Source organism: Neobacillus camarae (assembly GCF_054950115.1).
The window spans coordinates 1,313,600-1,338,704 of sequence record NZ_JBUCKX010000002.1 but is presented as its reverse complement, the minus strand read 5'-3'; the positions used below and the strand labels follow the sequence as shown (position 1 = coordinate 1,338,704).

Below are 25,105 nucleotides of genomic sequence, written 5' to 3'. Positions count from 1 at the left end.
GAGATTTAGGTCCACCCTCTGTGTTTGTTTATTTATTACATAGCGGGCTTGTCATTTTAAAATAAATCCATTTGCCTTGGGGCTAGGCCTTCGTATTCTATATGTAAGAGGTCGATTATTTGTTTCGCATTGTCAGCGGCATCTCCGCCTGAGTTATTATTAAATAACAAATAGATGTTCTCACAATGTGCTGTGAGTGTTTGCAGTTGTTCCACCCATTCTTCTAACTCTTGTTGATTATAGCGGTAGAGATAACGGACATCCCGCCAATCTGCTGTACTCCGCTTTTGCCTTTGCCAGCCATGGACATTACGTCCGTGGAATCGGACAAGTACCTTGTTGGGGCAGGTCGTTTCCAATATAACTGGTATGGAACCTTCACCCGCTTGTGGTTCGTCACAGATACTATGAATCCATTTTTCCGTCTTCATAAAATCGAGCGTACCTTGGCGATACTCCGGGGCAAACCATGACTGATGCCGAAATTCGAGGGCACAAGGGATCTTTTCCATTTCCTGCTTGCACCAACGTAAATAGTCAACATTCTCACGTTTGCAATCAAACCAGGGAGGAAATTGGAACAAGACCATGGCCAGTTTTTTGTTGATAATGTATGGTTCCAGCGGATCTTTAAAAGCATGGAACATGTCCCGTTTGGTATCAAAAGGAATCTCTGTGCGCATGTGGCCGGTCATACCCTGATAGGCTTTGACAATAAATTGAAAGCCGGGCGGGGTATCATTGACCCATTTTAACGCATTGCGCTTTGGCTGAATGGCGTAAAATGAAGTGTCTACCTCGACAATCGGAAAGTGTCCGGCATATTCTTTTAATTTATCCTTGGCAGCAATTTTTCCCGGATAAAGACTGTCATGGTCTCCCCAGCCTGTTAATCCGATAGATATCACTTGGCACACCTCCTTTTCATTTATAATAGCATAACCTTTTTACTACCTGTAAATGGTTTAGTCCTGCACGAGAGTGATTTCAGCCTATCCGAGAGTGGAAGGCATTTATCCGGAGTAAATATTTCTCATCTTAGAGTACTCATTTATAATGCAAAAACCCGCTTGCCATTTACAGCAAGCGGGTAATTTTGCAATTAACGATGGATCCTTCCATCTCGAACTTGATTAAAAGTACTTAAAATAGCATCAAACCACATCCAAAAAAGCCCCTACAACTATTGATATATAGACTTTTGGGAATTATTTCAAACTGTTGTTATAAACTAATCTTTGCACGAACTTTGCACGGCATGGCATAGCTTGGAGCCGTATAAAATAAGGATTTTGAACATAAAATTTTAGCACATGCAATATTAAATATAAATGGTCAAGAAGCCAAACCAAGCAACAGGCTGCTAATAGGCAGCAGCCTTTTTTGGCTGTTTTTTTTCCTTTCTAAATAAAAAACGTCTTTCGACGACCGTTTTTATTGAAGTAATGCACCCTATAGTTTAAGTGAAAAAATTCACATATTTTTCACTTTAGATTCATGTCCCCAGTTAGTGCAAAGTACCAATATCATCCTTACCTATAACTAAGATTGAAACAATAATCTAAAATTAATTTTTTCCAAGTGCTAACTTTATTCCTAAATAAATTAGTGCTATACCAGAAACTCGGTCAAAGATTCTTTCTACAGAAGGTTTTTTAAACCACGAACTAATGTAAGTAAGAATGTAAAGATATAAAGTAAACCACAATAAAACAGTTATTATAAAAAGCCCTGCGAGCATCACGGACTGCGGAATTATATTTCCTTTTAAATCAATAAACTGTGGAAGAAAAGAAATATAAAACATAATGGCTTTAGGATTTAGAAGTGTACTTGCTAATCCTTGGAAATAAGAAGTTTTAGTTTTTGAATTTTTTTGAGCAACTTGTAATTCAGCCTCTAAATTCGATTTAATTTCTGTGTTTTCTTTTTCCTTATTCTTTATACTGGTCAGGATTGCTTTAATTCCTAGATAAAAAAGGTAAACACCTCCAGTATATTTGATGACTTCAAAAAGCACTATAGATTTTGCAATAATGGCCGTGAACCCAAGGATAGAAGCTGTTGCATAAATAATATGTCCTGTCACAACTCCATATGAAGTCATACGACCTGCATGTCTATTAATTGTAAGTGCATTTTTAGTAATCAAAATAAAGTCAGGCCCTGGAGAGATAATGATAATAAGGGATACAAAAATAAACATATAATAATGGGACATACAAGCAAATCTCCTTCCATTCTTAATTAGCTACATGGATTGAATCTCAACCTTGCGTTGTTTTTTTATAACTATCACAAATAGACTTGCTAGTACACAAAACATTCCTGCTAAAGCAAATGCCCATGAATATGAATTGAATATCTTATATATGATTCCTGCCCCGCCTGCTGCCAGGGCTGAGCCTAATTGATGGGATGCAAAGAGCCAACCGTACACTACAACACTTTTCTCTATTCCAAAGATCTGTCTTGAAATGTTAATTGTTGGTGGTACGGTTGCAACCCAATCTAGTCCATAAAATATTGAAAAAATAATAATCAAAGGTATTGAGCCTTCAGAGAGAGCAAATGGGAGACATACAAGTGAAGCTCCTCTCAAACCGTAATACCAAAACAACAACCATCTATTATCAAATCGATCAGATAGCCAACCAGAAAGAGTGGCTCCTATTAAATCAAACACGCCCATCAATGAAAGCATGGATGCCGCCGCAACAGCAGTAAAACCAAAGCCTATACAGTAAGAAATAAAATGAGTTCCGATTAAGCCACTAGTTGAAAGTCCACAGATAAAAAAGCTTACTGCTAGCAACCAAAATTCCTTGACTTTTACCACTTCAAATAAGGTTTGAAAGGCAATAATTACAGGATTTTTCTTTTGGACTTTTTCACTTACACTTAATTCCTTTTCTTGCCCATATGGAAGAAGTCCTATTTCTTTTGGTGAGTTTTTCATAAATAATAGGATGACTGCCAGCATAATGACACTGAGGATAAGAATAAGACCCATCGCCCATTTCCATGAATGCATCTCTATGATGTACGCTAGTAAAGGGAGGAGGACTAATTGTCCAGTTGCCGTACTCGCTGTTAAAATACCAAGTGCGAATCCTCTTCCTTTTTCAAACCATGTATTTGCAATATATGGGCTTAATACGGTTAGGAATAACGAAGAACCTAAGCCAATAATAACTCCCCAAATCAAGGTTAACTGCCAAGGTTTCACCATAATATAGGTGAGCAACACACCGACTAATAACGTTGTCATGGCTAAAATCATCATTTTCTTTAAGCCCGTCATTTCTATTAGAGCTGCCATAAAAGGACCAGAGATACCGTATAGTAGAAGCCCAATCGCAAAAGCAAATGAGATTGTTGAGCGTTCCCATCCAAAGTCAGATTCAAAAGGGACAATGAACACACCTGATGATGAACTTATTATCCCAGCTATAAGAATTGAAAAAAAAGCGACAAATAAAACAACCCAACTATAATGAATACGTTTCAAGTCTTCACCCGCCATCAAAAAAAATAATACTGGTTCAAACATAAACAAAATCTAACTCAAATGTGACAGCAAAAGATTTTTACTGCAGCATTCATATCATGTATAAGAAAGCGAAAGAAAAATAAAAGTCTTAGACATTAAATCCCAATATTTAATTCAGCTACTGAATATAGAACGGCTCTCCCAGCCATCTTTACTCGTGTATCTTCATGTTTACAATAAAGAGTACCGCCTCTGCTAGATAGTTGTCTTGCAACTAATTCCTGTTTTTCTAATCTTTTTGCCCAAAAAGGAATTAGGCTACAATGCAAAGAACCCGTTACTGGATCTTCGTTTACTTTTAACTTAGGGAAAAAACCTCTGGAAACAAAATCGAATTCACTGCCTTTGGCTGTAACACAAACACCCAATCCTTCTGGTAATCTTTCTAATTGGGCAAAGTCAGGAGTTACGTTTCTCACTTCTTCCTCGGACTCTAATACGAAAACAAGATCTCTATTTAAGTACGTTTCTTTTGGCACAATTCCCAAGGCTTTGATCATTTGATCAGTTGAACAAATTTCCTCCGAAGGAACGGAAGGGAAATCCAGTTCATATAAATCATCTTGCTTATTTACCGTTAATTCTCCACTAATTGTATTGAACTTGACACTATTCAAATGCTCCTCATAATAATTCAGAATGATAAATGCCGTTGCTAACGTGGCGTGCCCACAAAGGTTAATCTCTCCACCAGGTGTAAACCATCGCAGTCGATAATGTGCCCCTTCTTTTACTGCAAATGCTGTTTCCGATAGGTTATTTTCAATCGCTATTTTCTGCATGAGTTCATCTGAAATCCAATCATTCATGATACATACTCCTGCTGGATTTCCTTCAAACACTTTTTCAGCAAAAGCATCAACTACAAAATATTTCATCACAATTCCTCCAGTGTTATAATGTGTTTAACAATTTATTGATAGTTTACATTTATTTGTATATAACACTCAACCCCTTTGTATAACACTTAAAGGAGATTAAGTCATGCACATTGAGATTCAACGTAATGCTGACATTTCATTAACAAAGCAAATATACCATTCCATTCTCGATCATATCCGTTCAGATCTCTTAGAAGAAGATTTACAATTACCTTCTGTAAGAGAACTCTCAAAACAGATTGGAGTAAGTTTAGTTACTGTAGTAAAGGCCTATCAAAAGCTAGAACAAGAGGGGTATATCACATCTGTTCAAGGGAAAGGAACGTTTATAAGAAAGACAAATATCAAAGAAGCTGAAAAAAAGGAAGGGGCCATTTCCTACGATTGGCAGCTTTCCATTCAAGATTATTTACCTAGGTCTCAATTTGCTCGTTTCCATCAAGTCCCTGAAAAAATTCATCTTTCATCTTCTATGATAGATCCTGGACTCTTACCTAATCGATATTTAGAGCAAGAAATTCATAAGATGCTTTCTGAGAATCCAAAAGTTCTATCACAATATGGAGAAATTCAAGGAGATAAAGAACTTAGACAGGCTATGGTTGAGTATTTAAAAAGAATGGATGTTCCAACTACCCCAGATAATATTTTAGCTACAAGTGGTTCACAACAAGGAATAGACCTAGTTGCTCGTACATTCGTTGGACCAGGTGATGTGGTAGTCATGGAAGCCCCGACCTATCCAGGAGCTATTGATGTGTTTCGTGGGAGAGGTGCAACAATCCTTACCATACCTGTTGACAGTGATGGGATGAGAGTTGATTTACTTCAGAATTTGTGTGATAAGTATAAACCTAAAATCATTTATACCGTCCCTACTTTTCACAATCCAACTGGTGCTGTGATGCCCACAAAACGTCGTAGACAAATTATTGAGATTGCTAAAAGTACGCAGTGTTTAGTGATTGAGGATGATCCATGTAGTGAAATCTATTTTGAAAGAAAACCACCTGCATCGATGATAAGTCTGGACCAAGACGGTCATGTCATTTACTTGAAAGGTTTAAGCAAAATATTAGCTCCAGGCTGTAGAATTGGAATATTAGCTGCTTCTGGCTCTATATTTAAACGTCTATTAGCTGCCAAGGCTAACGCCGACTTAGGCAGTCCTTTGCTTACACAGAAAGCCATCATTCCATTTATTACTTCAAAAAGAATGATGGATCATTTAAAAAAATTAAGAACAGCTCTAAAGATAAGGCGTGATCTTGTTCTGGAGATTCTGTCACAACATTCACCTAAAGAGGTTTCTTGGTTCGTACCAAAAGGGGGATTAAATGTATGGCTCACTCTTCCTTTCTGGCTTAATACGGATCACCTCTTATTAGAAGCAAAGAATGAACAAATCACTTTTTTGCCTGGTTCAACTTGTTTTCCTACAAACCAGGAAAATCATCATCTACGAATAAGTTTCTCATATATGAATGAGCCACAATTAGAACAGGGTGTAAAAACCATTTGTAACATCCTTCAATTGGCAATTGACTCAAAAATTAAACAAGATAGTTCGCCATATTTTTAAATAGACCTCCTATGTAAAAGCTTCTGGAGATAATTGAGATAGGGGGAGGCGACTAACCTCCATTTATCCCTCTCACACCACCGTACGTACGGTTCCGTATACGGCGGTTCCAAATTATGTCGAACACTGTACGTCATATCTTGCAGTGATACTTTTCAGTCCTAGGGAAAGCCAATAAGCTTTCCCTAGTGTTTTATGAAGGATTGGACTTTTGGAAATTCGCCAATAAGCCTTTCTCGTATTTCCCCATTCGTGTGCTTTTTCTTCCGGTACGCCCAATTTAATTAGTTTCTTGACCTTAGTTCGTGGAAGTTTCCATTCTTTCCATCGAATCATTCTTAACCTTAGGTTTAACCATCCTTCGAGCTTCGTGATTACTGAGCGAGTATCAGCTAATTGGTAATAGTTGACCCAACCACAAGGTATTCATTGAGTTTATGAATTCTGACTTCCATCGTAATTGATTTTCGTCTGCTTGTGAGTAGTCTGATTTTATCTTTAAACCGCTTAATTGACTGAGGTGAAATTCTTATCTTCGGTTTGAGGTTACTTGTAAAACTGAATCCAAGGAATTTTCTTTTCCAAGGGCGGTCTACTGCACTTTTCTCCTTGTTAACTTTCAGCTTAAGTTTTCCTTCGATAAAATTGGTCATCGCCTTCATAACTCTTTCCCCAGCTCTTTTAGATTTCACGTAGATATTACAATCGTCTGCGTAATGGACAAAACGATGTCCTCGGCGTTCCAATTCTTTATCCAGTTCATCCAAGACAATATTTGAAAGAAGGGGACTTAGCGGACCCCCTTGCGGTGTCCCTTCAAGGTTAGGACTGATGAGTCCGGCTTCCATAACACCCGAAGTTAGGAATCGTCTGATTAGTTGGAGGAGAGTCTTGTCCTCTATTCTAATGGCTAATTTACTCATTAGTCTATCATGATTAACTTTGTCAAAGAACTTTTCAAGGTCGATGTCTACTACCCATCTATAACCTTCTTCTATATAACTTTGGGCTAATTTAACTGCCTGATGCGCTCGCCTGTTTGGGCGAAAACCAAAGCTACTTTCAGAGAATACTGGGTCATACATTCGAGTAAGCACTTGGGTGATTGCCTGTTGAATGAAACGGTCTGTCACGGTTGGGATTCCTAGTTTCCTTCTCCCTTTGCCGCCTGGTTTCGGGATTTCGACTCGACGGACGGGGGTTGGGATATAGGTTCCCTCGAAGAGGGATTTTCTAAGTTTCGCCCAGTTGAGAATAATATGTCCACGTAGAGCCGTGACGGGCATTTCGTCTACTCCGTGTTTCCCCTTATTCTTTTCAACCCTTTTAATTGCGTTAAGTAGGTTTTCCCGTGACAGGATTCGTTCCATTAACATCGATATAACCTCCTGCGTAGATAGGTGTTCTGCTTGTGTTCTTTCCGTTCTCCACCCTGTTTAACAACCCCCACGGATTCACCGTTTCTTTCATTAGACAGGTACATGTTTTCTGTTTCATTGAAGGAAAGATACTCCTAGTCCCTATCTTTCATAACTGGTTCAGCCCTTCCCTGTCCTCTTAAGCGGACAGGTACTATGGCTTCTGCTCTGCTAACGCCTGTCGTTCAACCTATCCTCACGGATAGGCTAACCGCATGAGTACGGCATACCGACAGGTTCTCCCCGGGTAAGAGTGCAGACTTTCCTTCCATGTCTCCGCCTCATTTACTCTGTGACCCCTTCGACAGTATGGACTTTGTCCTGTATTGCAGACTCAACCAGAGTCACCTAGCCTTATATGAGATTCGTGTTCCTCGGAGCGGGAGTTTGCCGCTGACTTCCTTCAGATATGAAGGTCACCCCGCATATCCTTGTCTTAAGCTACGGCTACTACTGCCTTCGCCGTTCGGGACTCGCACCCTAGAGCCTGCACCCATGCCGGGCACACAACATAAGAAAAACCCTTGATATACAAGGGTTTTTTCTTTGTTATCCAATAGAACCTTCCATCTCGAACTTAATCAATCGGTTCATTTCAACAGCATATTCCATTGGCAACTCTTTGGTAAATGGCTCGATGAAGCCCATTACGATCATTTCCGTTGCTTCCTGCTCAGAAATACCGCGGCTCATTAGATAGAACAATTGCTCTTCCGATACCTTTGATACCTTCGCTTCATGCTCAAGTGAAATATTATCATTTTGAATTTCGTTATATGGAATCGTATCAGACGTTGATTCATTATCCATAATTAATGTATCACACTCAATATTAGAACGTGCACCTGTGGCTTTCCGTCCAAATTGGACCATACCGCGGTAAGTTACTTTACCGCCGTGCTTCGCGATTGATTTCGATACAATCGTTGAAGAAGTATTTGGTGCAAGGTGAATCATTTTAGCACCGGCATCCTGGTGCTGGCCTTTACCGGCAATCGCAATCGATAACGTCATGCCGCGGGCACCTTCACCTTTCAAAATAACGGCAGGGTACTTCATAGTTAACTTGGAACCGATGTTACCGTCAATCCATTCCATTGTGGCATTTTCTTCACAAACGGCACGCTTGGTAACCAAATTGTATACGTTGTTTGCCCAGTTCTGGATTGTGGTATAGCGGCAATAAGCGCCTTTTTTGATGATGATTTCAACGACCGCACTGTGCAAGGAGTTGGTTGTGTAAACTGGTGCTGTACAGCCTTCCACATAGTGCACATGAGCTCCTTCATCAACGATAATCAACGTTCTTTCAAATTGTCCCATGTTTTCGGAGTTAATTCGGAAGTACGCCTGTAATGGAGTATCAACCTTAATGCCAGGCGGCACATAAATGAAAGATCCACCAGACCATACTGCAGAGTTTAATGCCGCAAATTTGTTATCAGTCGGCGGAATTACTTTTGCCCAGTGCTCCCGGAAGATATCCTCGTTTTCTCTTAAAGCGGAATCTGTATCTTTAAAGACAATGCCTAATGCTTCAAGGTCTTCCTTCATATTGTGGTAAACAACCTCAGACTCGTATTGCGCGGAAACCCCTGCAAGATATTTTTGCTCGGCTTCAGGAATCCCTAATTTATCAAAAGTCGCCTTAATTTCTTCTGGCACTTCATCCCATGACTTTTCAGATTTCTCAGATGGTTTTACATAATAAGTAATCTCGTCAAAGTTTAAAGAATTCAAATCTCCGCCCCATTGTGGCATTGGCTTGCTGTAGAAAATCTCCAGTGATTTCAAACGAAAGTCCAGCATCCATTGAGGCTCGCCCTTCATTTTGGAAATTTCTTCGACAATCTCACGTGTCAGCCCGCGTTTTGAACGGAATATGGAAACGTCTTTATCGTGAAAGCCATATTTATAATCCCCGATTTCCGGCATTTTTTTCGCCATCGTCGATTCCTCCCTTTCCTAAATGAACGGGACCATTGATTAGCCCCGAACACCTGTATTAATGTTGGCCGTCCTCTTTTAGCCCTTTTTCCATGGCCTTCCATGCCAAGGTTGCACACTTTATCCTTGCAGGGAATTTGGAAACCCCCTGCAATGCCTCGATATCACCTAAATCGAGATCCTCGTCCACGTCTTTACCCTGCATCATATCTGAAAAGATGGTTGCCATCTTTAAGGCATCCTCGACCTTTTTGCCCTTAATCGCTTCTGTCATCATGGAAGCGGATGACATGGAAATCGAACAACCTTCCCCCTCGAATCTGGCATCTTGGACAATTCCTTCATCGACTTTCATCGTCAACTGAATCCGATCGCCGCAGGTCGGGTTGTTCATATTAATCGTTAGGCTGCTATCCTCTAAAACCCCACGGTTACGTGGTTTTTTATAATGATCCATAATTACTCTTCGGTAGAGTGCATCTAAATTAGAAGACATCGCTGAAATACTCCTTTGTTTTGACAAGCCCTTCAACGAGTTTATCAATATCTTCTTCCGTATTATATAGGTAAAAGCTGGCACGTGCCGTTGCCGAAACCTTCAGCCATTTCATCAATGGCTGAGCACAATGGTGTCCAGCCCTGACAGCTATTCCTTCGGCATCCAAAACCGTTGCCACATCATGTGGATGAACATCGTCTAGATTAAATGTCACCATGCCGGTACGTTTTGCGGGATCTAGTGGGCCATAAATGCTGATTCCCTCAATCCCAGCCATTCTTTCCAATGCATAGGCAGCTAATTTATGATCATGCTCAGCGATATTGTCCATTCCGACTTCATTCAGAAAGTCAATGGCTGCACCGAGACCAATCGCACCAGCTATAATTGGCGTACCGCCTTCAAATTTCCACGGAAGTTCCTTCCAGGTTGAATCATACAAATCAACGAAGTCAATCATTTCACCGCCAAATTCAACAGGTTCCATGTTTTCAAGCAGATGTTTTTTCCCGTAAAGAACCCCAATGCCGGTAGGGCCGCACATTTTATGTCCCGAAAATCCAAGGAAATCACAATCCAAGTCCTGAACGTCGATTTTCATATGTGGAGCACTTTGCGCACCGTCCACGACCATAACCGCTCCATTTTCATGGGCAATTTGGGCAATTTCCTTCACTGGGTTAATCACACCGAGGACATTTGAAACCTGCATAACCGAAACGATTTTGGTATTAGCTGTCACAGTGGCACGGACATCATCTAAAGAAATTGTTCCATCCTCTTGAAGTGGAATATACTTCAGTGTTGCGCCAGTACGTTTTGCAGCCTGCTGCCATGGAATAATATTACTATGATGTTCCATGTAAGTAATGACGATTTCATCACCTTGCTTTAAGTTAGCCGTTGCATAACTGGCTGCCACCCAGTTCAAAGAAGTAGTCGTTCCTCTTGTAAAAATGACTTCCTGAATGGATTTGGCGTTGATAAACTTTCGGACCTTTTCACGTGCACCTTCATATGCATCGGTGGCTCTTGTACCTAGTGTATGCACCCCGCGATGCACATTTGAATTATATTCACGGTAATATTTTTCTAATGTTTCAATCACTCGCGCAGGCTTCTGGGAAGTAGCTGAACTATCCAAGTACACAAGCGGGTGTCCGTTTACTTCTTGATGTAATATGGGAAACTGGCCGCGTATAGCCTCGGTATTCATTTATCGCACTTTCCTTTCAATAACTTCCGTCAATTGCTCTTTTACTTTTTCGATTGGCAGCTCATTGACAACCGGAGCAAGGAAACCATGAATGACTAACCGCTCTGCTTCTGTTTTTGGAATTCCGCGGCTCATTAAGTAGTACAACTGGACTGGGTCAACACGGCCAACAGAAGCTGCATGCCCTGCCATTACATCATCTTCATCAATCAGGAGTGCCGGGTTGGCATCGCCACGGGCTTTTTCACTCAGCATTAACACACGGGATGTTTGCTCTGCGTCGGATTTTGAAGCGCCATGCTCGATTTTGCCGATTCCGTTAAAAATAAGTGTTGCACTATCTTTTACGACACCATGGTTTAAGATGTTTCCTTGTGTATGGCGTCCAAAGTGAACAACCTTTGTGGTGAAGTTTTGCGTTTGGTCTCCGCGGCCAACCGTTACCGTTTTCGTATCCCCAAATGAACCGTCGCCCAATAAATTGGTGGTATTATCAGAGATGGTGTCTCCTTCATTCATTAAACCAAGTGCCCATTCAATGCGGGAATCTCTCCCGGCGACACCGCGTCTGTTGACATAGGTAGTCATGCCCTTAGCCAAGTGGTCTACCGCTCCATATTGGATTTTAGCATTAGTATTGGCAATAGCTTCCGTTAAGATATTGGCCAATCCAGCCGATTCCTCCACTGTAGAAATATAGTTTTCTACATAGATTACAGAACTATTATCTTCTGCCACAACCAAAACGTGGTTAAACAAATTGGCCTTAGCATCATCATGCACAAATACCGCTTGAATCGGTTCAGTCATTTCTACATTTTTAGGAACATATAAGAAGACCCCGCCGTTTAACAGAGCAGCATGCAGCGCAGTTAAACGATGTTCATCTGCATTGATGGCCTGTGTCATATAATATTTTTTCAACAGATCTGCATGCTCTTTAGCAGCTGTCAGGATATCGGTAAAAATAACACCCTTTGCTTTTAAATCCTCAGAAAGGGAAAGAAAAGCTGGGGTTTGGTTCCGTTGGATATATAAATTTGGATTGGCAGCATCCACATCAATAAGTGCTTTTAAATTCTCCGGTAGTTCTCCGATGGAATTAAAAGGTTCACTTTTTACGGTATGCTGCTCAAATTGGGTAAAGTTCCATTTATCTATTTTCGTCTTATCGGGTCTTGGCATTGGCAGGATGTTAAACTGCTCAAGAGCTTTTAAGCGAAGCTCTTCAAACCAAGCAGGTTCGCCGTTTGCTTTAGCCACCGAGCTGACAAACCCATTATCGAAAGGTAATTTTGTTTCCGTAGTCATGGTTATCCTCCTAACTCTGCGCTTATGCTTCTTGCTCTACCGTTTCATCTTCAATTCCAAGCTCTTGCTTAAGTACTTCATAACCCTCAGCTTCTAAGCGTTGTGCCAATTCAGGTCCGCCTGATTTAACAATTCGGCCCTGCATCATAACATGCACATGGTCAGGAGTAATATAGTTTAACAAACGTTGATAGTGGGTAATGATTAAACAGCCAAAGTTTTCACCACGCATTTGATTGACACCTTTGGAAACAACCTTCAAGGCATCGATATCAAGTCCAGAGTCGATTTCATCCAAGATGGCGATTTTCGGCTCTATCATCATTAATTGCAGGATTTCGTTCCGTTTTTTCTCCCCGCCGGAAAAACCTTCATTTAAATAACGCTGCGCCATATCAAGGTCCATTTCCAAGAATTCCATTTGTTTATCCATTTGGCGGATAAATTTCATAAGCGAAATTTCATTTCCTTCGCCGCGGCGCGCATTAATGGCAGAACGAAGGAAGTCAGCGTTGGTAACGCCGGTAATTTCACTTGGATATTGCATAGCCAAGAACAGACCGGCACGAGCACGCTCGTCTACTTCCATTTCCAGTACATTTTCTCCGTCCAAGGTAATGCTTCCGCTGGTTACTTCATACTTGGGGTGACCCATAATCGCAGAGGACAAGGTAGATTTTCCTGTTCCGTTTGGCCCCATGATTGCGTGGATTTCCCCGCCTTTAATTTCTAGATTTACCCCTTTTAAAATTTCTTTCCCATCAATCGCAACATGCAGATCTTTGATTGTTAAAGTTGATCCAGCCATTTTAATACCTCCGAATATGTTTAGTGCGCTATTAAAAAGAATCAGTATGATCCTATTCTCAATCTATTCTCATTACAATCTTATAACAAATGAAATTTATTATCAACTTTTAAGCAGTGGAAACTCATGTTTATTTTCACTCGGAATAGTCTAAATGAGAATAGATTTATTTTTAATTGAAAATAAAAAAAAGAAACTCCTATGTAACAGCATTCTGATACAAATCATACCGTATTTTTCGACATTTACCAAGAAAATACTTGTTAATTTTCTTATGTATTTTTTACCTTAATTCTCGGTTTAATGTACAAATAAACAAAAGCCAGTGTTTTCACTGGCTTTTGTTTTACTTTAGAATCATTATTCTGAAACTGGTACAACCGCACCTTTGTATTTTTCAAGAATCCAGTCTTGAATTTCTTTAGAGTGAAGCACTTCCACTAATGTTTTGATGGCTTCTTTCTTTTCATCGCCTTTACGAACGGCAATGACGTTTACATATGGTGAATTTTCATCTTCGATGGCAATGGAATCTTTGACTGGATTTAGTCCTGCATCAATCGCATAGTTTGAGTTGATTAACACAGCATCGCCTTCACCATTGTTGTAAATTTGCGGAAGAAGCTTTGCTTCATAGTTAGCATCAAATTTTAGGTTCTTTGGATTTTCCACAACATCTTTAACTTCTGCTTTTGTTTTATCAATGCCTTCTTTAAGCTTGATTAATCCTTGTGCTTCTAATAATGAAAGAAGACGGCCATGGTCTGCTACAGAGTTGCTCATGATTAAGTGTGCGCCATTTGGAAGATCTTTTAGGCTCTTGTATTTTTTTGAATAGACACCGATTGGTTCGATATGAATGCCGCCAGCGCTAACAAAGTCATAACCAAACTCTTTAATTTGGGCATTTAAATATGGGATGTGTTGGAAGTAGTTAGCATCCAATTCTTTCGAAGCCAAAGCTTTGTTCGGCAGCACATAGTCAGTAAACGTTTTGATTTCAAGGTCAATGCCTTTTTCTTTTAAAATCGGTTTGGCTTGTTCAAGAATTTCAGCATGTGGAACGGTTGATGCACCCACAACTAATTTTGTTGTTTTTTCATTGTCTCCAGAGGAGGATTTATCCTCCGAAGTGCCGCAAGCTCCCAGAGTCAGCAGCACAGTTAAAGCAACTAATATAGAAAGTATCTTTTTCATTTTCATGATCTCCTTTTATCTTTTATCTATTTTTGAAGTGATAAAATCACCAATAAACTGAATGACAAAAACGATGATAAGAATAATGACGGTTGCCACAAAGGTGACGTCATTTTGGTTCCTCTGGAAGCCGAGATTATATGCCAGATTTCCCAGGCCGCCGGCGCCAATCGCTCCGGCCATTGCCGTGTATCCCACAATCGCGATGCCTGTAACCGTTATTCCAGAAATGAGTGCTGGCAATGATTCAGGCAGAAGCACCTTCCAGATAATCGTACCTGTTGTCGCTCCCATTGACCTTGCTGCCTCGATAACGCCTTTATCAATTTCCCTTAAGCCTATCTCCACCAACCTAGCGTAAAACGGTGCTGCCCCGATAATCAAAGCCGGAAGGGCCGCCGTTTCCCCAATCATGGATCCTACTAAAAGGGTAGTAAAAGGAATCAGTAAGACAATCAGGATAATAAACGGAATGGACCGGAAAATATTTACGATAGCACTTATGACGGTATTTATTGGTTTGTTTTCCCACTGGTTTCCTTTAGATGTCAGAAATAGCAGCATACCCAACAAAGTCCCGAGGATAAAGGTAGCCACAACCGAAATCGCAGTCATATATAAAGTTTGTTTGGTTGCTTCCCACATGACCAGCCAGTCGACATTCTCTAACAATTTGCCGCTGTTATCCATTGCTGACCACCTCCACTCCTACTTGCTGGGAACGGATATAGTCAATCGCTTTATTGACTTCCACTGAATCCCCATCAAGGTGAATGAACAACGTCCCGTAAGAACCGCTGCGGGTTTGTGAAATCTTCCCTTGGAGAATGTTGGCTGTTACATCATGGTGTCTAATTAAATTAGTAATCAACGGCTGTTCTGCGGATTCTCCGATAAAAGTCAGCTGTACCACTTGCCCCGATTGATAACGCTCCAGCAAATGTTCCGCTGTTTCCGTCGTATCTTCCGGCTCGGTCACCTGTTTCACAAAGCGCTTGGTAATCGGCTGTTGCGGATTTTTAAACACATCCAATACTGACCCAAGCTCCACGACTTTTCCGCTTTCCATCACGGCCACCCGGTGGCAAATCTTACGAATAACATGCATTTCGTGGGTGATCAGCACGATGGTCAGCCCAAGCCGCTTATTAATATCAACCAATAAATCCAAAATAGAGTCGGTTGTTTGCGGATCAAGCGCAGAAGTTGCTTCATCACAAAGCAGCACTTTAGGGTTGTTGGCCAGAGCCCTGGCAATTCCGACCCTTTGTTTTTGTCCGCCGCTCAACTGTGAAGGGTATGCATTTTCCCTTCCTTCAAGACCCACCAGCTTAATTAGCTCTGCAACCCGCTGCTTTCTTTGAGGTCCGCTTACGCCGGCAATTTCAAGCGGAAAAGCAATGTTATCACTAACCGTCCTTGACCAGAGTAAATTAAAGTGTTGGAAAATCATGCTGATTTCCTGGCGGGCTTTTCTGAGCTCGCTGCCCTTTATTTTAGATATTTCCCGACCTGCCACAGTTACGGTTCCGTCGGTTGGCAGTTCAAGTCCGTTCAGCATACGTATCAGGGTACTTTTCCCTGCACCACTGTATCCAATAATTCCGAAAATTTCCCCCTCTTGAATTTCCAGATCTACATGGTTGACCGCCGTTAAATCCTTCTGTTTGGAGGGGAAAATTTTACTGACGTTTTTGATGGATATCATTCAATCACCTACTTTTTTACCGATATCATAAATATAGGGTTTGACATTAGAAGATGCTTTATTAGAAAAATAAAATAGCCTTTCTGCGCAGGCAGAAAGGCATCAAAAAACTAGTCCTTTCTCCCATCTCTCAAAGCAAGCGCTTTGTGTGAATTGGCACCATTTCAATAAATTGACGGTTGCCGGGCTTCATCGGGCACATCCCTCCACCTCTCTAGATAAGAGCATATAGCAAATCCTATATTTATATAATTTAAATTTATTTCTGAAATTTAATACAAATGCAATGCTACCACTGAAAAAAGCAGATGTCAACGAAAAATTCCTATCTTTATTCCGATTTCCGACTGGTAAAATTAAGCATTTGCCTTCAAGGAAAATAGACCGGTTGCCGTTTCAATGGCTTGTTCTAAATCTTCAATCAGATCCGCCGCATTTTCAATTCCAACCGATAATCGGATTAAGTCCTCTGAAACTCCGGCCGCTTTTAGGCCTTCGGCATCCAATTGCTGATGAGTGGTGCTTGCCGGGTGGATGATTAAGCTCTTGGCATCGCCGACATTGGCCACATGCGCCCATAAGGAAAGAGAATTGATCAGCTTGGCTCCGGCTTCCTTTCCGCCCTTGATGCCAAAAACAACCATCGAGCCGGCCCCTTTAGGCAAGTACTTTTCCGATAATTCATGGTCTGGATGCGATGGATGTCCCGGGTAAGATACCCAATCAACAGCCGGGTGATTTAATAAATAATCGACGAGTTGTTTCGTGTTCGCCACATGTTCCTTCATCCTTACATGCAGGGTTTCCAGGCCAAGGGTGAATAAGAAGGCATTCTGCGGGCTTAATGCCGGTCCGAGGTCACGCAGCAGTTGAACACGGGCTTTGACGATATAGGCTGCCGCACCTAAAGCTTCAGCGTACACTAAGCCATGATAGCTGTCATCTGGAGTGGTGAAGCCTGGGAACCGTGGCGAATTCCAATCAAACTTACCGCCATCGACAATAATGCCGCCTGTGGTCGTGCCGTTCCCCAACAGCCATTTAGTAGCAGAGTGAACCACAATGTCGGCACCATGCTCTATAGGCCGGCACAGGTATGAAGTAGCGAACGTGTTATCGATAATCAGCGGTACCCCAGCCTCATGGGCAATTTCAGCCACTTTTTCGATATCCAACACGCGCAGGCTCGGATTTCCGATCGTTTCGGCAAAAATGGCTTTTGTTTTGTCCGTAATCGCTTCCCGAAAGTTTTCCGGATTTTCCCCGTCAACAAATTTTACCTTAATTCCGTATTTAGGCAGCGTCACGGCAAATAAATTATAGGTCCCGCCGTATAGATTGGCCGCTGAGACAATTTCATCTCCTGCTTCGGCGATGTTTAAAATGGCCAAAGTGATTGCCGCCATTCCGCTGGCGACAGCTAATGCACCCACTCCGCCCTCGAGTAAAGCAACTCGGTCTTCAAAAACGGTTGTCGTCGGATTATGAATCCGCGTGTATATGTAACCAGGTTCCGCCAAGCTGAACAGGTTTGCTGCGTGTTCTGTATTTTTGAATTGGTAGGCATTGTTTTGATAGATTGGAACGGCCCGCGCCCCCGTTACTGGATCCGGTGCTAAGCCCCCATGAACACTCAATGTTTCCAACCGATACTTCTTTTGATTTTCTCCCACGTTTCTCGCTCCTCTCTTTGGCTAAAAAGCTTTTTTTATAAAGAAAACTCGCCGACTGGCAAGCCCTTAGGCGAAGACAGAGGCGTATTCCCGATAGGAAAAGTTTAAATTTTCCTACCGGCAAAAAAACCCCCGCTTCAAAGAAGAGGGGTTGTCTCTTCTTATCTTTCAGAGCATGTGCTCTGCTGGAATTAGCACCGTGTATCTACCGGTTGCCGGGCATCGCTGGGCCAGGTCCCTCCGCCTCTCTTGATAAGAATGATGTATTAGAATGTCATAATCTCTTGAATGTTTAAAATTATCTTACATGATGTTCAATTCCGAGTCAATACCTATGATTAAATTATTTTGGCTAGTTGCGGGTCTGCTTTTACTAAATAAAAAAGTGATTCCAGCATTAAGGTTGCGCGCAACGGGGCTGTCACTTTTAATGCACCATTTTTTTGGAGAATTCGCAGTTTTTCTTTTCCTTCCAACATTAGTGTGATGGCTGACAGACTGCCGCAAATCGTAACTTTCTGTAGTCGGCTGTCTTTTTCAGCCGCAATGGAGATTTCCCCGTTTTTTATTTTTAGCATGATGGATTTCTGTTCACAGCTGATATCCAGCTGTATTTCCGCATTGTCAATCAACGGTAATATATCCGCCCTCCCTCTAACGGTTAGTAAAAAGGTGTTAATGGCATCTAACATATTCACCACTCCGATCTTGTCTCTTTAACATTACTATTCAGCAATGGACGGGGAATTCCTGTTAAAAAGACTCGACAATTATTGGAGGCGGCTCGCAGGAAATGTCGGATTCGGAAAACTTTCATATTTGTATCGGGAAATTATGAGGCTTTTCTGTAAAATGTATTTAGTATATGTTATAGGAGGCGAAGAATGGAGACATTTATGAAACCGAGGCCCTTTCCGAAAGAATTAAAAATTCTTAGGTCTCTGAATTCCCGAATGGTTTTACCGGAAAAAGAACGCAAACGTTATGTCAATTTACAGAAGGGGTATGAAGGGGAGGTGATGTTTGATGCTAGAGCCGAAGAGTTTACAAAAGATAGATATATCCTGAATGATTTGCTGCTGGAAACAAATAATACTTCATTTCAGATAGATTCTACTTTTATTACTCAACGGGCGATATCGTTTTATGAAGTTAAAAATTATGAAGGGGAATATTTATATGATCCCAAAACAGACAGATTCACCTCACAGTATGATCATGATATAACCAATCCCCTGCATCAATCCGGCCGTAGTGAGATTTTGCTCCGACAGCTCCTTCACAGTAAAGGCTACAAAGTGCCGATTCATTACTACATTATCTTCATTAACCCCGAGTTTTACTCTTTATCTTCCGAAGCCACATGAATCGATTATTCTTCTTACCCAGATAAACACTTTCTTCCGTAAGCTGACTGCCACTCCTTCTACGCTAACTTCTTATGATAAAAAACTGGCTGACCTGTTATTGTCCCTCCATAAAGATGATAATCCGTATTCTCGCTTGTGTCCCTATCATTTTACCCAATTGGAGAAGGGGCCTCTTTGTTTATCTTGTCTATCATTAGACGTGATTGTTTCAGATGGATATTGTGTGTGCATGAAATGTGGCTTCAAAGAAGAGATTGGCTCGGTTGTTTTACGAAGCGTTGAGAGATCAGGTTGCTGTTTCCTGATTTGAAGATTACGACGAATGTTGTTCATGAATGGTGTGGCGGAGGGATTCACAAAAAAAGGATTAATAGGTTATTAGTGAAGAACTATACAATAACAGGTCATGGCAAGTACTCCTATTATGTTTAATTTCTTGATTTTTCATGAGGACAAGATTCCCCTCTTGACCACCAGTTTTGTCCTCATAGACCCTTCATGTGGACAAGATTCCTCTCTTGACCGCCGGTTTTGTCCTCATGATTTTTATGGGGACAAGTCCCTCCTTTCGGCCGTTGATTTTGTCCTCATGATTTAAAAAAACAGATGCTCAGGTAGCATCTGCTTTACGAATCCAAATTTTGTTTTATTTTTTCCAACAAATAGGGAATGGAATGAAATGCGTATATTGTTTCAATGACCTTTCCGTTTTTTACAAACAGCAGGCAGGGCACGCTTTCTATCTTGAATTGCTCCGCCAGGTCCGGGTAATAGTTCAAATTCATTTTTCCCATTTCCATACTGACCAGTTCCTCAACCACCCGCAGCATCTTCCCTGCGAGCTGGCAAGTTCCGCACATGGGAGTATAAAAATAGACTAAACCCGTCGCTTCCCTGCCAAGGAACACTGATAATTGATCTCGATTCCATTCATTCATACATCATAATCCCATTTCTAAATATTCCTTGTGGACATCGATATTTGCGCCCAATAAAACCGTTGCCAGATGCTGTTCTGGGGCCGTTGCCACCTCGCGATACATCCGGTCAATATATAAATGTTCCGCATTGGGAAATTCCCGTTTAAACAACTTGCGAAGCTTTTCACCGGATTCATCCGCATCCACGAGAATATATAACTCCTTGTCTTCAAGGAGTTCAATCCACTCATCCAATTTGGAATGACTGATCGTGCCGTTCGTGCAAATGATTTCCAATGGCTCTTTAATAATGTTCATTACCTTGTTTTTATCCGATTTTCCTTCGACAATAAGAACTTTGTCAACATACGCATCATTCATGTCCATCACCTGTAATAGAAGTGGTTTACTGTTAACATATTCGAAAATATATATGACGGTGTGCCTTGTTCTAAGTATGTTAACTATATCATTATTGTCATCATAAAAAACAGGATTTTGCTCAGTCCAGCTTCCCGCTTAACACCAGCCGCCATCATCACAATCTGTGTATTTGGCGTCCCGGCCTTCTGTTACTGTCACATGCTGATATATTTTATTTTGGTCCACTTCAAAATGATGCGACAACTCAGCATCAAGGCTCTCCTGCAGTTTAATCTTTCCTATCGATTCATTATCCAAAAAAAGCTCTATTTCGCCATTTCGCAATTTCCCTACCACTTGATCGGTTACATCTTTCTTACTTTGTTTTAGCACCACTTTTTCCACCTTTCTATAGCATCTTTATTTATGTTTAGGTTTCCCATAAAGCCAAGAGAAAACGTGGAAATATAAGGCTGGTAACCAGCGCCTCATTATTTAAGTATTTTTGAACAACTTCTAATTTCTTCTCAGCTGTAAATTTGGCCATAAAAACACCCCGTAAATGTCAGCAGAGTGTCTAACATTTACGGGGTAGTAGTTCACATTCATTGCTTTCCAAAAAGAGATTAATCTTCTTTAATCATGGCCTCATACTTTTCAGGAGTTAGCATTTCGTCAATCTCGCTGCTGTTGGACGGTTCTACCACAATCATCCAAGCTTTATCATATGGTGACTCGTTGACAAATTCAGGGCTGTCATTTAGGTCTTCGTTCACTTCGACAACCTTGCCGCTGACTGGAGCGTATAGCTCGGATACAGTTTTAACTGATTCAACGCTTCCGAACGGTTCATTTGCCGATAATTCCGTGCCTACCTCTGGAAGTTCCACAAAAACGATATCCCCTAATTCGTGCTGGGCGAAATCGGTAATGCCGACACGGACACGGTTGCCTTCCACCTTTACCCACTCATGTTCTTCAGAATAACGTAAGTCCTTTGGTACACTCATTGGTTAATCCCTCCACTGAATTTAATGATTTTCTCATCATAACAAAAGTTATTGCAGCCAATTTTTTTCAAACTCTTCTTCCTTAAAACCTAAAGTGACACGATTCCCATCAGTGACAATCGGCCTTTTGATTAACATCCCGTCGGAGGCTAGAAGATCCAGCAACTCATCTTCAGAAGCGGTCTTCAGTTTGTCTTTGATACCTAACTCACGGTATTTTAAACCACTGGTGTTAAAAAACTTTTTCAATTCCAGTCCGCTTTTTTGATAAAGTTCCTTTAATTCGTCCCGGGATGGTGGACTCTCCACAATATGTATCGCTTCATAGGACAACTGATGCCCATCCAGCCATTTCTTGGCGTTTCGGCATGTACCACACTTCGGGTACCAGTAAAACGTCAGAGACATTACGTTCACCGCCCTTACCTTATTCGTCCTGCAACATTAAAATTTTACCATATCCATTAGTAAATTCCTAATCAGCAAAGCTGCATTCCCCAGTATCTTTCGACAATTTCCCTAAAATCCTTTTATGCAAAAAATAACAAGGCCCCTTTCGCAATAGGAAAGGGACCAAAAGTCGCTTAAACGATGTAGCGTTCAGATTCGATTAGCACATCCGCGGCTTCACGTTTCTTCGCAATGACATTGATCGGGGTGTGACGCGTGAATTTGCGCAGCGAAGTCAGCATTATTCTTAGCATATCGCCTTGCTCAACTGCCACTAATGATTCTTTAGCGATTGCTTCAATATTATTAAAGGCTTCTTGGCAGAATATTTGCGTATACCGAAGCTTTTGTTTGCTCTTCTCCAAGCCAACTTTGGCAATGGCTTTTTCTGTCCGCAATACAACAGACTCCATTGCATAGACGTAAGATGTAATATCGGCAATGTTAGCCAAGACTTCTTGTTCTTGCTCTAGCTTTTTGCCATATTTCTGTGCCGCAAGGCCGGCTGCCAGCAAGGTAATTTTCTTCGCATTTCTTACCAGATATTTTTCTTGGGCAAGCGGCTCATCTCCTGGCTCTTCTGGCATCATCATCATCAGCTCTTCTTGAAGCGCCATTGCCTTTTGGAACAGAGGCAGTTCACCTTTTAATGCTTTTTTCACGAGTGTTCCAGGAACTAGGAGACGATTGATTTCGTTGGTTCCTTCAAAGATCCGCTGAATCCGGGCATCGCGGTAGGCCCTCTCGATTGGGTACTCCTGCATAAATCCGTATCCACCGTGAATTTGCACGCCTTCATCGACAACATGGGCTAATACTTCACTTGCGAAGAACTTATTGAGAGAGCACTCAATTGCATATTCAGCAATGGAATTAGCGAGCTTCTTAATGTCTTTTGTATCTTCAGGAGACAATTTGCCTTGGTTTTCTTCATATAAACCAATCGTACGGTACACAGAGCTTTCGGCCGCATACAGTTCAGATGCCAAGGTACCAAACTTTTCTTTTGTTAAGTTAAATTGAGAAATTTGCGTTTTAAATTGCTGGCGGCCATTCGCGTATTTAATAGTCATTTCCAGCGCTTTCTTTGAACCGCCGACAGCTCCGACAGCTAGTTTATAACGGCCAATATTTAAGATGTTAAACGCGATCACGTGGCCTTTGCCGATTTCCCCTAATAGGTTTTCTACAGGTACAGGCACATCTTCTAAAATAAGCGTGCGAGTAGAGGAGCTCTTAATCCCCATTTTCTTCTCTTCAGCACCAGTCGATACGCCAGGAAGGTCGCGGTCCACAATAAAAGCTGAAAATTGTTCGCCGTCAATTTTTGCATAAACAACGAAGACATCAGCAAAACCGGCATTGGTGATCCATTGTTTTTCTCCATTTAGGATGTAGTGAGTACCCGCTGCATTCAATTTGGCTGTCGTTCTGGCACCTAGTGCATCTGAACCGGAACCTGGCTCGGTCAAAGCATAAGCAGCTAATTTTTCACCGGAAGCAAGCTTTGGAAGATATCGTTTCTTTTGATCTTCGTTGCCGAAAAGAACGATTGGCAGGGAACCGATTCCTACGTGAGCGCCGTGTGACAAAGCAAAGCCGCCACCGCCCGCCATAGCTTCTGTGATGAGAGAAGAAGTTACTTTATCTAATCCTAAACCCTCGTATTCTTCCGGAACATCCGCCGCTAACAAGCCAAGTTCGCCGGCTTCTTTTAATAATTTAACCGTGATGTCAAACTCATGGTTTTCCAGTTTTTCAAGCACCGGCTGCACTTCTTTTTCGACGAAATCTTCAGCCGTTTTGGCAATCATTAAATGCTCTTCGGTGAAATCTTCTGGAGTAAACAGCTGATTGCAAGTGATATCTTCAACTAAAAAGCTTCCGCCTTTGACAACTTTTTTTGTTTCTGTCATGTATAATTCCTCCTAATTTATTTTGATTTGGGAGGGCTCCCCAGGAGAAGCCCCCAGTGTGGATTACAATAATTCAAATACGCCGGCTGCACCCATTCCGCCGCCAATACACATCGTGACAACACCGAATTGCTGTTGTCTGCGTTTTAATTCGTGAAGAAGGGTTAAAGTGAGTTTCGCCCCTGTGCAGCCAAGCGGGTGTCCGAGAGCAATGGCACCGCCATTTACATTCACTCTCTCCTCATCAAGACCCAATTGGCGAATAACTTGAATGGATTGCGAAGCAAAAGCCTCATTTAATTCAAAGAGATCAATATCTGAAACCTCGAGTCCAGCAAGCTTCAGCGCTTTCGGTACGGCTACGATTGGCCCAATTCCCATTACTTCAGGAGGAACTCCGCCAACAGCAAAGGATCTGAATATAGCCAATGGTTTTAAGCCAAGAGATTCCGCTTTTTCCCGGTCCATGACCATCACAGCAGCAGCACCATCACTCGTTTGTGAAGCGTTACCCGCTGTTACGGAGCCTGTTACAGAGAAGGCCGGGCGCAGTTTGGCTAACGTTTCCAGGTTGGTGCCCGGACGAACCCCTTCATCCTGTGAAAATTGGAATGTCTTTTCTACCAACTTGTTGTCTTTTCCAACCGAGCGGATGTTCACGTCAACTGGGACAATTTCATCCACGAATTTTCCTTCTTGAATGGCTTTATAGGCGCGCTGATGACTTCTTACGGCAAAGGCATCCTGTTCTTCGCGGCTGATGCCATATCTTTTTGCCACTTCTTCGGCTGTATGGCCCATTCCCATATAATACTCGGGTGCGGTTTCTACCAGTTTGGCATTCGGACGAATCACGTGACCGCCCATAGGCAGCAAGCTCATGGACTCGACACCGCCGGCAAGGGCCGTATCGGTATGACCCAACATGACGCTTTGCGCCGCATAGGCAATGGCCTGCAGGCCGGAGGAACAGAACCGGTTTACCGTGATGGCTGGAACCGTATCAGGCAGTCCTGCAAGCGCCCCAATGTTTCTTGCCACGTTCATTCCCTGCTCTGCTTCTGGGGTGGCACAGCCTATGACTAAATCATCGATATTTCCTTCGTAATTTCCGGCGCGCTTCAACGTCTCCTTCACGACCAATGCGCCGAGGTCGTCTGGACGTACCGTCGCAAGCGATCCTTTTTTCGCCTTGCCGACTGGGGTTCTTGCACCGGCAACGATTACCGCTTCTCTCATGAAAGTTCCCTCTCTTTCTATCATGTTTAAAAAATGCGAATCTA

The 25,105-nt window shown here is 41.8% G+C and carries 23 protein-coding genes, 1 pseudogene and 2 riboswitches; of the genes and pseudogenes, 2 read left to right on the top strand and 22 right to left on the bottom strand.

The window, feature by feature from the left end; all coding sequences use genetic code 11:
• Positions 1 to 56: 56 nt before the first annotated feature.
• The 4 genes from ACY8D0_RS13965 to ACY8D0_RS13950 form a co-directional block, all read right to left on the bottom strand.
• Entirely contained in the window at positions 57 to 908 is an 852-nt protein-coding gene (locus tag ACY8D0_RS13965) for a DUF72 domain-containing protein (protein WP_462411103.1), read from the bottom strand.
• Between the two features lie 659 nt (positions 909 to 1,567).
• Entirely contained in the window at positions 1,568 to 2,221 is a 654-nt protein-coding gene (locus ACY8D0_RS13960) for a LysE family translocator (RefSeq protein WP_462411102.1), read from the bottom strand.
• 30 nt (positions 2,222 to 2,251) lie between these two features.
• The gene (locus ACY8D0_RS13955) at positions 2,252 to 3,511 is read right to left on the bottom strand and encodes an MFS transporter (protein WP_462411368.1); all 1,260 of its coding nucleotides are present in this window, start codon (positions 3,509 to 3,511) and stop codon (positions 2,252 to 2,254) included.
• A 137-nt stretch (positions 3,512 to 3,648) separates the two neighbouring features.
• The gene (locus ACY8D0_RS13950) at positions 3,649 to 4,431 is read right to left on the bottom strand and encodes a PhzF family phenazine biosynthesis protein (protein ID WP_462411101.1); all 783 of its coding nucleotides are present in this window, start codon (positions 4,429 to 4,431) and stop codon (positions 3,649 to 3,651) included.
• Positions 4,432 to 4,537: 106 nt separating this feature from the next.
• Between ACY8D0_RS13950 and pdxR the strand changes: the two genes are divergently transcribed.
• Positions 4,538 to 6,016 (top strand): MocR-like pyridoxine biosynthesis transcription factor PdxR, encoded by a 1,479-nt coding sequence (pdxR, locus tag ACY8D0_RS13945; RefSeq protein WP_462411100.1) that lies wholly within the window; start codon positions 4,538 to 4,540, stop codon positions 6,014 to 6,016.
• A gap of 114 nt (positions 6,017 to 6,130) precedes the next feature.
• On the opposite strand, the pseudogene ltrA reads toward pdxR, so the two are convergent.
• From ltrA to ACY8D0_RS13890, 11 genes and pseudogenes are all read right to left on the bottom strand, one after another.
• Positions 6,131 to 7,392: pseudogene (gene ltrA, locus ACY8D0_RS13940) on the bottom strand (group II intron reverse transcriptase/maturase).
• Between the two features lie 591 nt (positions 7,393 to 7,983).
• Positions 7,984 to 9,381 carry a Fe-S cluster assembly protein SufB gene (gene sufB / locus ACY8D0_RS13935; protein WP_462411099.1) on the bottom strand — a complete coding sequence of 466 codons (1,398 nt, stop codon included), beginning with the start codon at positions 9,379 to 9,381 and terminating at the stop codon, positions 7,984 to 7,986.
• Between the two features lie 58 nt (positions 9,382 to 9,439).
• A complete protein-coding gene (gene sufU / locus ACY8D0_RS13930) occupies positions 9,440 to 9,877 on the bottom strand; it encodes a Fe-S cluster assembly sulfur transfer protein SufU (protein WP_462411098.1) in 438 nt (145 codons plus the stop codon).
• On the bottom strand, positions 9,867 to 11,096 hold the full coding sequence (locus tag ACY8D0_RS13925; RefSeq protein WP_462411097.1) for a cysteine desulfurase: 1,230 nt from the start codon (positions 11,094 to 11,096) through the stop codon (positions 9,867 to 9,869). Before ACY8D0_RS13925 ends, sufU begins: the two co-directional genes overlap by 11 nt.
• Positions 11,097 to 12,407, bottom strand: a complete 1,311-nt coding sequence (gene sufD, locus ACY8D0_RS13920) for a Fe-S cluster assembly protein SufD (protein ID WP_462411096.1) — start codon at positions 12,405 to 12,407, stop codon at positions 11,097 to 11,099.
• Positions 12,408 to 12,429: 22 nt separating this feature from the next.
• Positions 12,430 to 13,215, bottom strand: coding sequence for a Fe-S cluster assembly ATPase SufC (gene sufC / locus ACY8D0_RS13915; protein ID WP_462411095.1), 786 nt, complete (start codon positions 13,213 to 13,215; stop codon positions 12,430 to 12,432).
• 360 nt (positions 13,216 to 13,575) lie between these two features.
• Positions 13,576 to 14,412: a MetQ/NlpA family ABC transporter substrate-binding protein gene (locus ACY8D0_RS13910; RefSeq protein WP_462411367.1), complete on the bottom strand. Its 837-nt coding sequence runs from the start codon at positions 14,410 to 14,412 to the stop codon at positions 13,576 to 13,578.
• A gap of 15 nt (positions 14,413 to 14,427) precedes the next feature.
• Positions 14,428 to 15,102: a methionine ABC transporter permease gene (locus ACY8D0_RS13905; RefSeq protein WP_462411094.1), complete on the bottom strand. Its 675-nt coding sequence runs from the start codon at positions 15,100 to 15,102 to the stop codon at positions 14,428 to 14,430.
• Entirely contained in the window at positions 15,095 to 16,120 is a 1,026-nt protein-coding gene (locus ACY8D0_RS13900; RefSeq protein WP_462411093.1) for a methionine ABC transporter ATP-binding protein, read from the bottom strand. The genes ACY8D0_RS13905 and ACY8D0_RS13900 overlap by 8 nt, the downstream gene beginning before the upstream one ends.
• 120 nt (positions 16,121 to 16,240) lie before the next feature.
• A riboswitch (SAM riboswitch) is annotated at positions 16,241 to 16,345 on the bottom strand.
• Positions 16,346 to 16,476: 131 nt separating this feature from the next.
• Positions 16,477 to 17,793 carry an O-acetylhomoserine aminocarboxypropyltransferase/cysteine synthase family protein gene (locus tag ACY8D0_RS13895; RefSeq protein ID WP_462411092.1) on the bottom strand — a complete coding sequence of 439 codons (1,317 nt, stop codon included), beginning with the start codon at positions 17,791 to 17,793 and terminating at the stop codon, positions 16,477 to 16,479.
• 158 nt (positions 17,794 to 17,951) lie between these two features.
• Positions 17,952 to 18,052: riboswitch (SAM riboswitch) on the bottom strand.
• A gap of 79 nt (positions 18,053 to 18,131) precedes the next feature.
• Positions 18,132 to 18,485 (bottom strand): SCP2 sterol-binding domain-containing protein, encoded by a 354-nt coding sequence (locus tag ACY8D0_RS13890; protein WP_462411091.1) that lies wholly within the window; start codon positions 18,483 to 18,485, stop codon positions 18,132 to 18,134.
• 192 nt (positions 18,486 to 18,677) lie between these two features.
• Here ACY8D0_RS13890 and ACY8D0_RS13885 point away from each other — a divergent pair, with 192 nt between their 5' ends.
• Positions 18,678 to 19,160 (top strand): nuclease-related domain-containing protein, encoded by a 483-nt coding sequence (locus ACY8D0_RS13885; protein WP_462411090.1) that lies wholly within the window; start codon positions 18,678 to 18,680, stop codon positions 19,158 to 19,160.
• Between the two features lie 629 nt (positions 19,161 to 19,789).
• On the opposite strand, the gene ACY8D0_RS13880 is transcribed toward ACY8D0_RS13885, so the two are convergent.
• The 7 genes from ACY8D0_RS13880 to ACY8D0_RS13850 all read right to left on the bottom strand — a co-directional run bounded on the left by ACY8D0_RS13880 (position 19,790) and on the right by ACY8D0_RS13850 (position 25,061).
• On the bottom strand, positions 19,790 to 20,101 hold the full coding sequence (locus tag ACY8D0_RS13880) for a thioredoxin family protein (protein ID WP_462411089.1): 312 nt from the start codon (positions 20,099 to 20,101) through the stop codon (positions 19,790 to 19,792).
• Positions 20,102 to 20,104: 3 nt separating this feature from the next.
• Complete coding sequence (locus ACY8D0_RS13875) at positions 20,105 to 20,464, bottom strand: toprim domain-containing protein (protein ID WP_462411088.1); 360 nt, start codon at positions 20,462 to 20,464, stop codon at positions 20,105 to 20,107.
• 138 nt (positions 20,465 to 20,602) lie between these two features.
• Positions 20,603 to 20,839, bottom strand: a complete 237-nt coding sequence (locus ACY8D0_RS13870; RefSeq protein ID WP_462411087.1) for a YusG family protein — start codon at positions 20,837 to 20,839, stop codon at positions 20,603 to 20,605.
• A gap of 233 nt (positions 20,840 to 21,072) precedes the next feature.
• Complete coding sequence (gcvH, locus tag ACY8D0_RS13865) at positions 21,073 to 21,456, bottom strand: glycine cleavage system protein GcvH (protein ID WP_462411086.1); 384 nt, start codon at positions 21,454 to 21,456, stop codon at positions 21,073 to 21,075.
• Positions 21,457 to 21,504: 48 nt separating this feature from the next.
• A complete protein-coding gene (locus ACY8D0_RS13860) occupies positions 21,505 to 21,864 on the bottom strand; it encodes an arsenate reductase family protein (RefSeq protein WP_462411085.1) in 360 nt (119 codons plus the stop codon).
• 176 nt (positions 21,865 to 22,040) lie between these two features.
• The gene (locus ACY8D0_RS13855; RefSeq protein ID WP_462411084.1) at positions 22,041 to 23,822 is read right to left on the bottom strand and encodes an acyl-CoA dehydrogenase FadE; all 1,782 of its coding nucleotides are present in this window, start codon (positions 23,820 to 23,822) and stop codon (positions 22,041 to 22,043) included.
• Between the two features lie 63 nt (positions 23,823 to 23,885).
• On the bottom strand, positions 23,886 to 25,061 hold the full coding sequence (locus tag ACY8D0_RS13850) for an acetyl-CoA C-acetyltransferase (RefSeq protein ID WP_462411083.1): 1,176 nt from the start codon (positions 25,059 to 25,061) through the stop codon (positions 23,886 to 23,888).
• Positions 25,062 to 25,105 lie beyond the last annotated feature (44 nt).

Excerpts from the sequence above, each read along its gene's own strand:
- ACY8D0_RS13960 (WP_462411102.1), bottom strand. The coding sequence starts at position 2,221 with ATGTCCCATTATTATATGTTTATTTTTGTATCCCTTATTATCATTATC.
- ACY8D0_RS13950 (WP_462411101.1), bottom strand. The coding sequence starts at position 4,431 with ATGAAATATTTTGTAGTTGATGCTTTTGCTGAAAAAGTGTTTGAAGGA.
- pdxR (WP_462411100.1), top strand. The coding sequence starts at position 4,538 with ATGCACATTGAGATTCAACGTAATGCTGACATTTCATTAACAAAGCAA.
- sufB (WP_462411099.1), bottom strand. The coding sequence starts at position 9,381 with ATGGCGAAAAAAATGCCGGAAATCGGGGATTATAAATATGGCTTTCAC.
- sufU (WP_462411098.1), bottom strand. The coding sequence starts at position 9,877 with ATGTCTTCTAATTTAGATGCACTCTACCGAAGAGTAATTATGGATCAT.
- ACY8D0_RS13925 (WP_462411097.1), bottom strand. The coding sequence starts at position 11,096 with ATGAATACCGAGGCTATACGCGGCCAGTTTCCCATATTACATCAAGAA.
- sufD (WP_462411096.1), bottom strand. The coding sequence starts at position 12,407 with ATGACTACGGAAACAAAATTACCTTTCGATAATGGGTTTGTCAGCTCG.
- sufC (WP_462411095.1), bottom strand. The coding sequence starts at position 13,215 with ATGGCTGGATCAACTTTAACAATCAAAGATCTGCATGTTGCGATTGAT.
- ACY8D0_RS13910 (WP_462411367.1), bottom strand. The coding sequence starts at position 14,412 with ATGAAAAAGATACTTTCTATATTAGTTGCTTTAACTGTGCTGCTGACT.
- ACY8D0_RS13905 (WP_462411094.1), bottom strand. The coding sequence starts at position 15,102 with ATGGATAACAGCGGCAAATTGTTAGAGAATGTCGACTGGCTGGTCATG.
- ACY8D0_RS13900 (WP_462411093.1), bottom strand. The coding sequence starts at position 16,120 with ATGATATCCATCAAAAACGTCAGTAAAATTTTCCCCTCCAAACAGAAG.
- ACY8D0_RS13890 (WP_462411091.1), bottom strand. The coding sequence starts at position 18,485 with ATGTTAGATGCCATTAACACCTTTTTACTAACCGTTAGAGGGAGGGCG.
- ACY8D0_RS13885 (WP_462411090.1), top strand. The coding sequence starts at position 18,678 with ATGGAGACATTTATGAAACCGAGGCCCTTTCCGAAAGAATTAAAAATT.
- ACY8D0_RS13880 (WP_462411089.1), bottom strand. The coding sequence starts at position 20,101 with ATGAATGAATGGAATCGAGATCAATTATCAGTGTTCCTTGGCAGGGAA.
- ACY8D0_RS13875 (WP_462411088.1), bottom strand. The coding sequence starts at position 20,464 with ATGAATGATGCGTATGTTGACAAAGTTCTTATTGTCGAAGGAAAATCG.
- gcvH (WP_462411086.1), bottom strand. The coding sequence starts at position 21,456 with ATGAGTGTACCAAAGGACTTACGTTATTCTGAAGAACATGAGTGGGTA.
- ACY8D0_RS13860 (WP_462411085.1), bottom strand. The coding sequence starts at position 21,864 with ATGTCTCTGACGTTTTACTGGTACCCGAAGTGTGGTACATGCCGAAAC.
- ACY8D0_RS13855 (WP_462411084.1), bottom strand. The coding sequence starts at position 23,822 with ATGACAGAAACAAAAAAAGTTGTCAAAGGCGGAAGCTTTTTAGTTGAA.
- ACY8D0_RS13850 (WP_462411083.1), bottom strand. The coding sequence starts at position 25,061 with ATGAGAGAAGCGGTAATCGTTGCCGGTGCAAGAACCCCAGTCGGCAAG.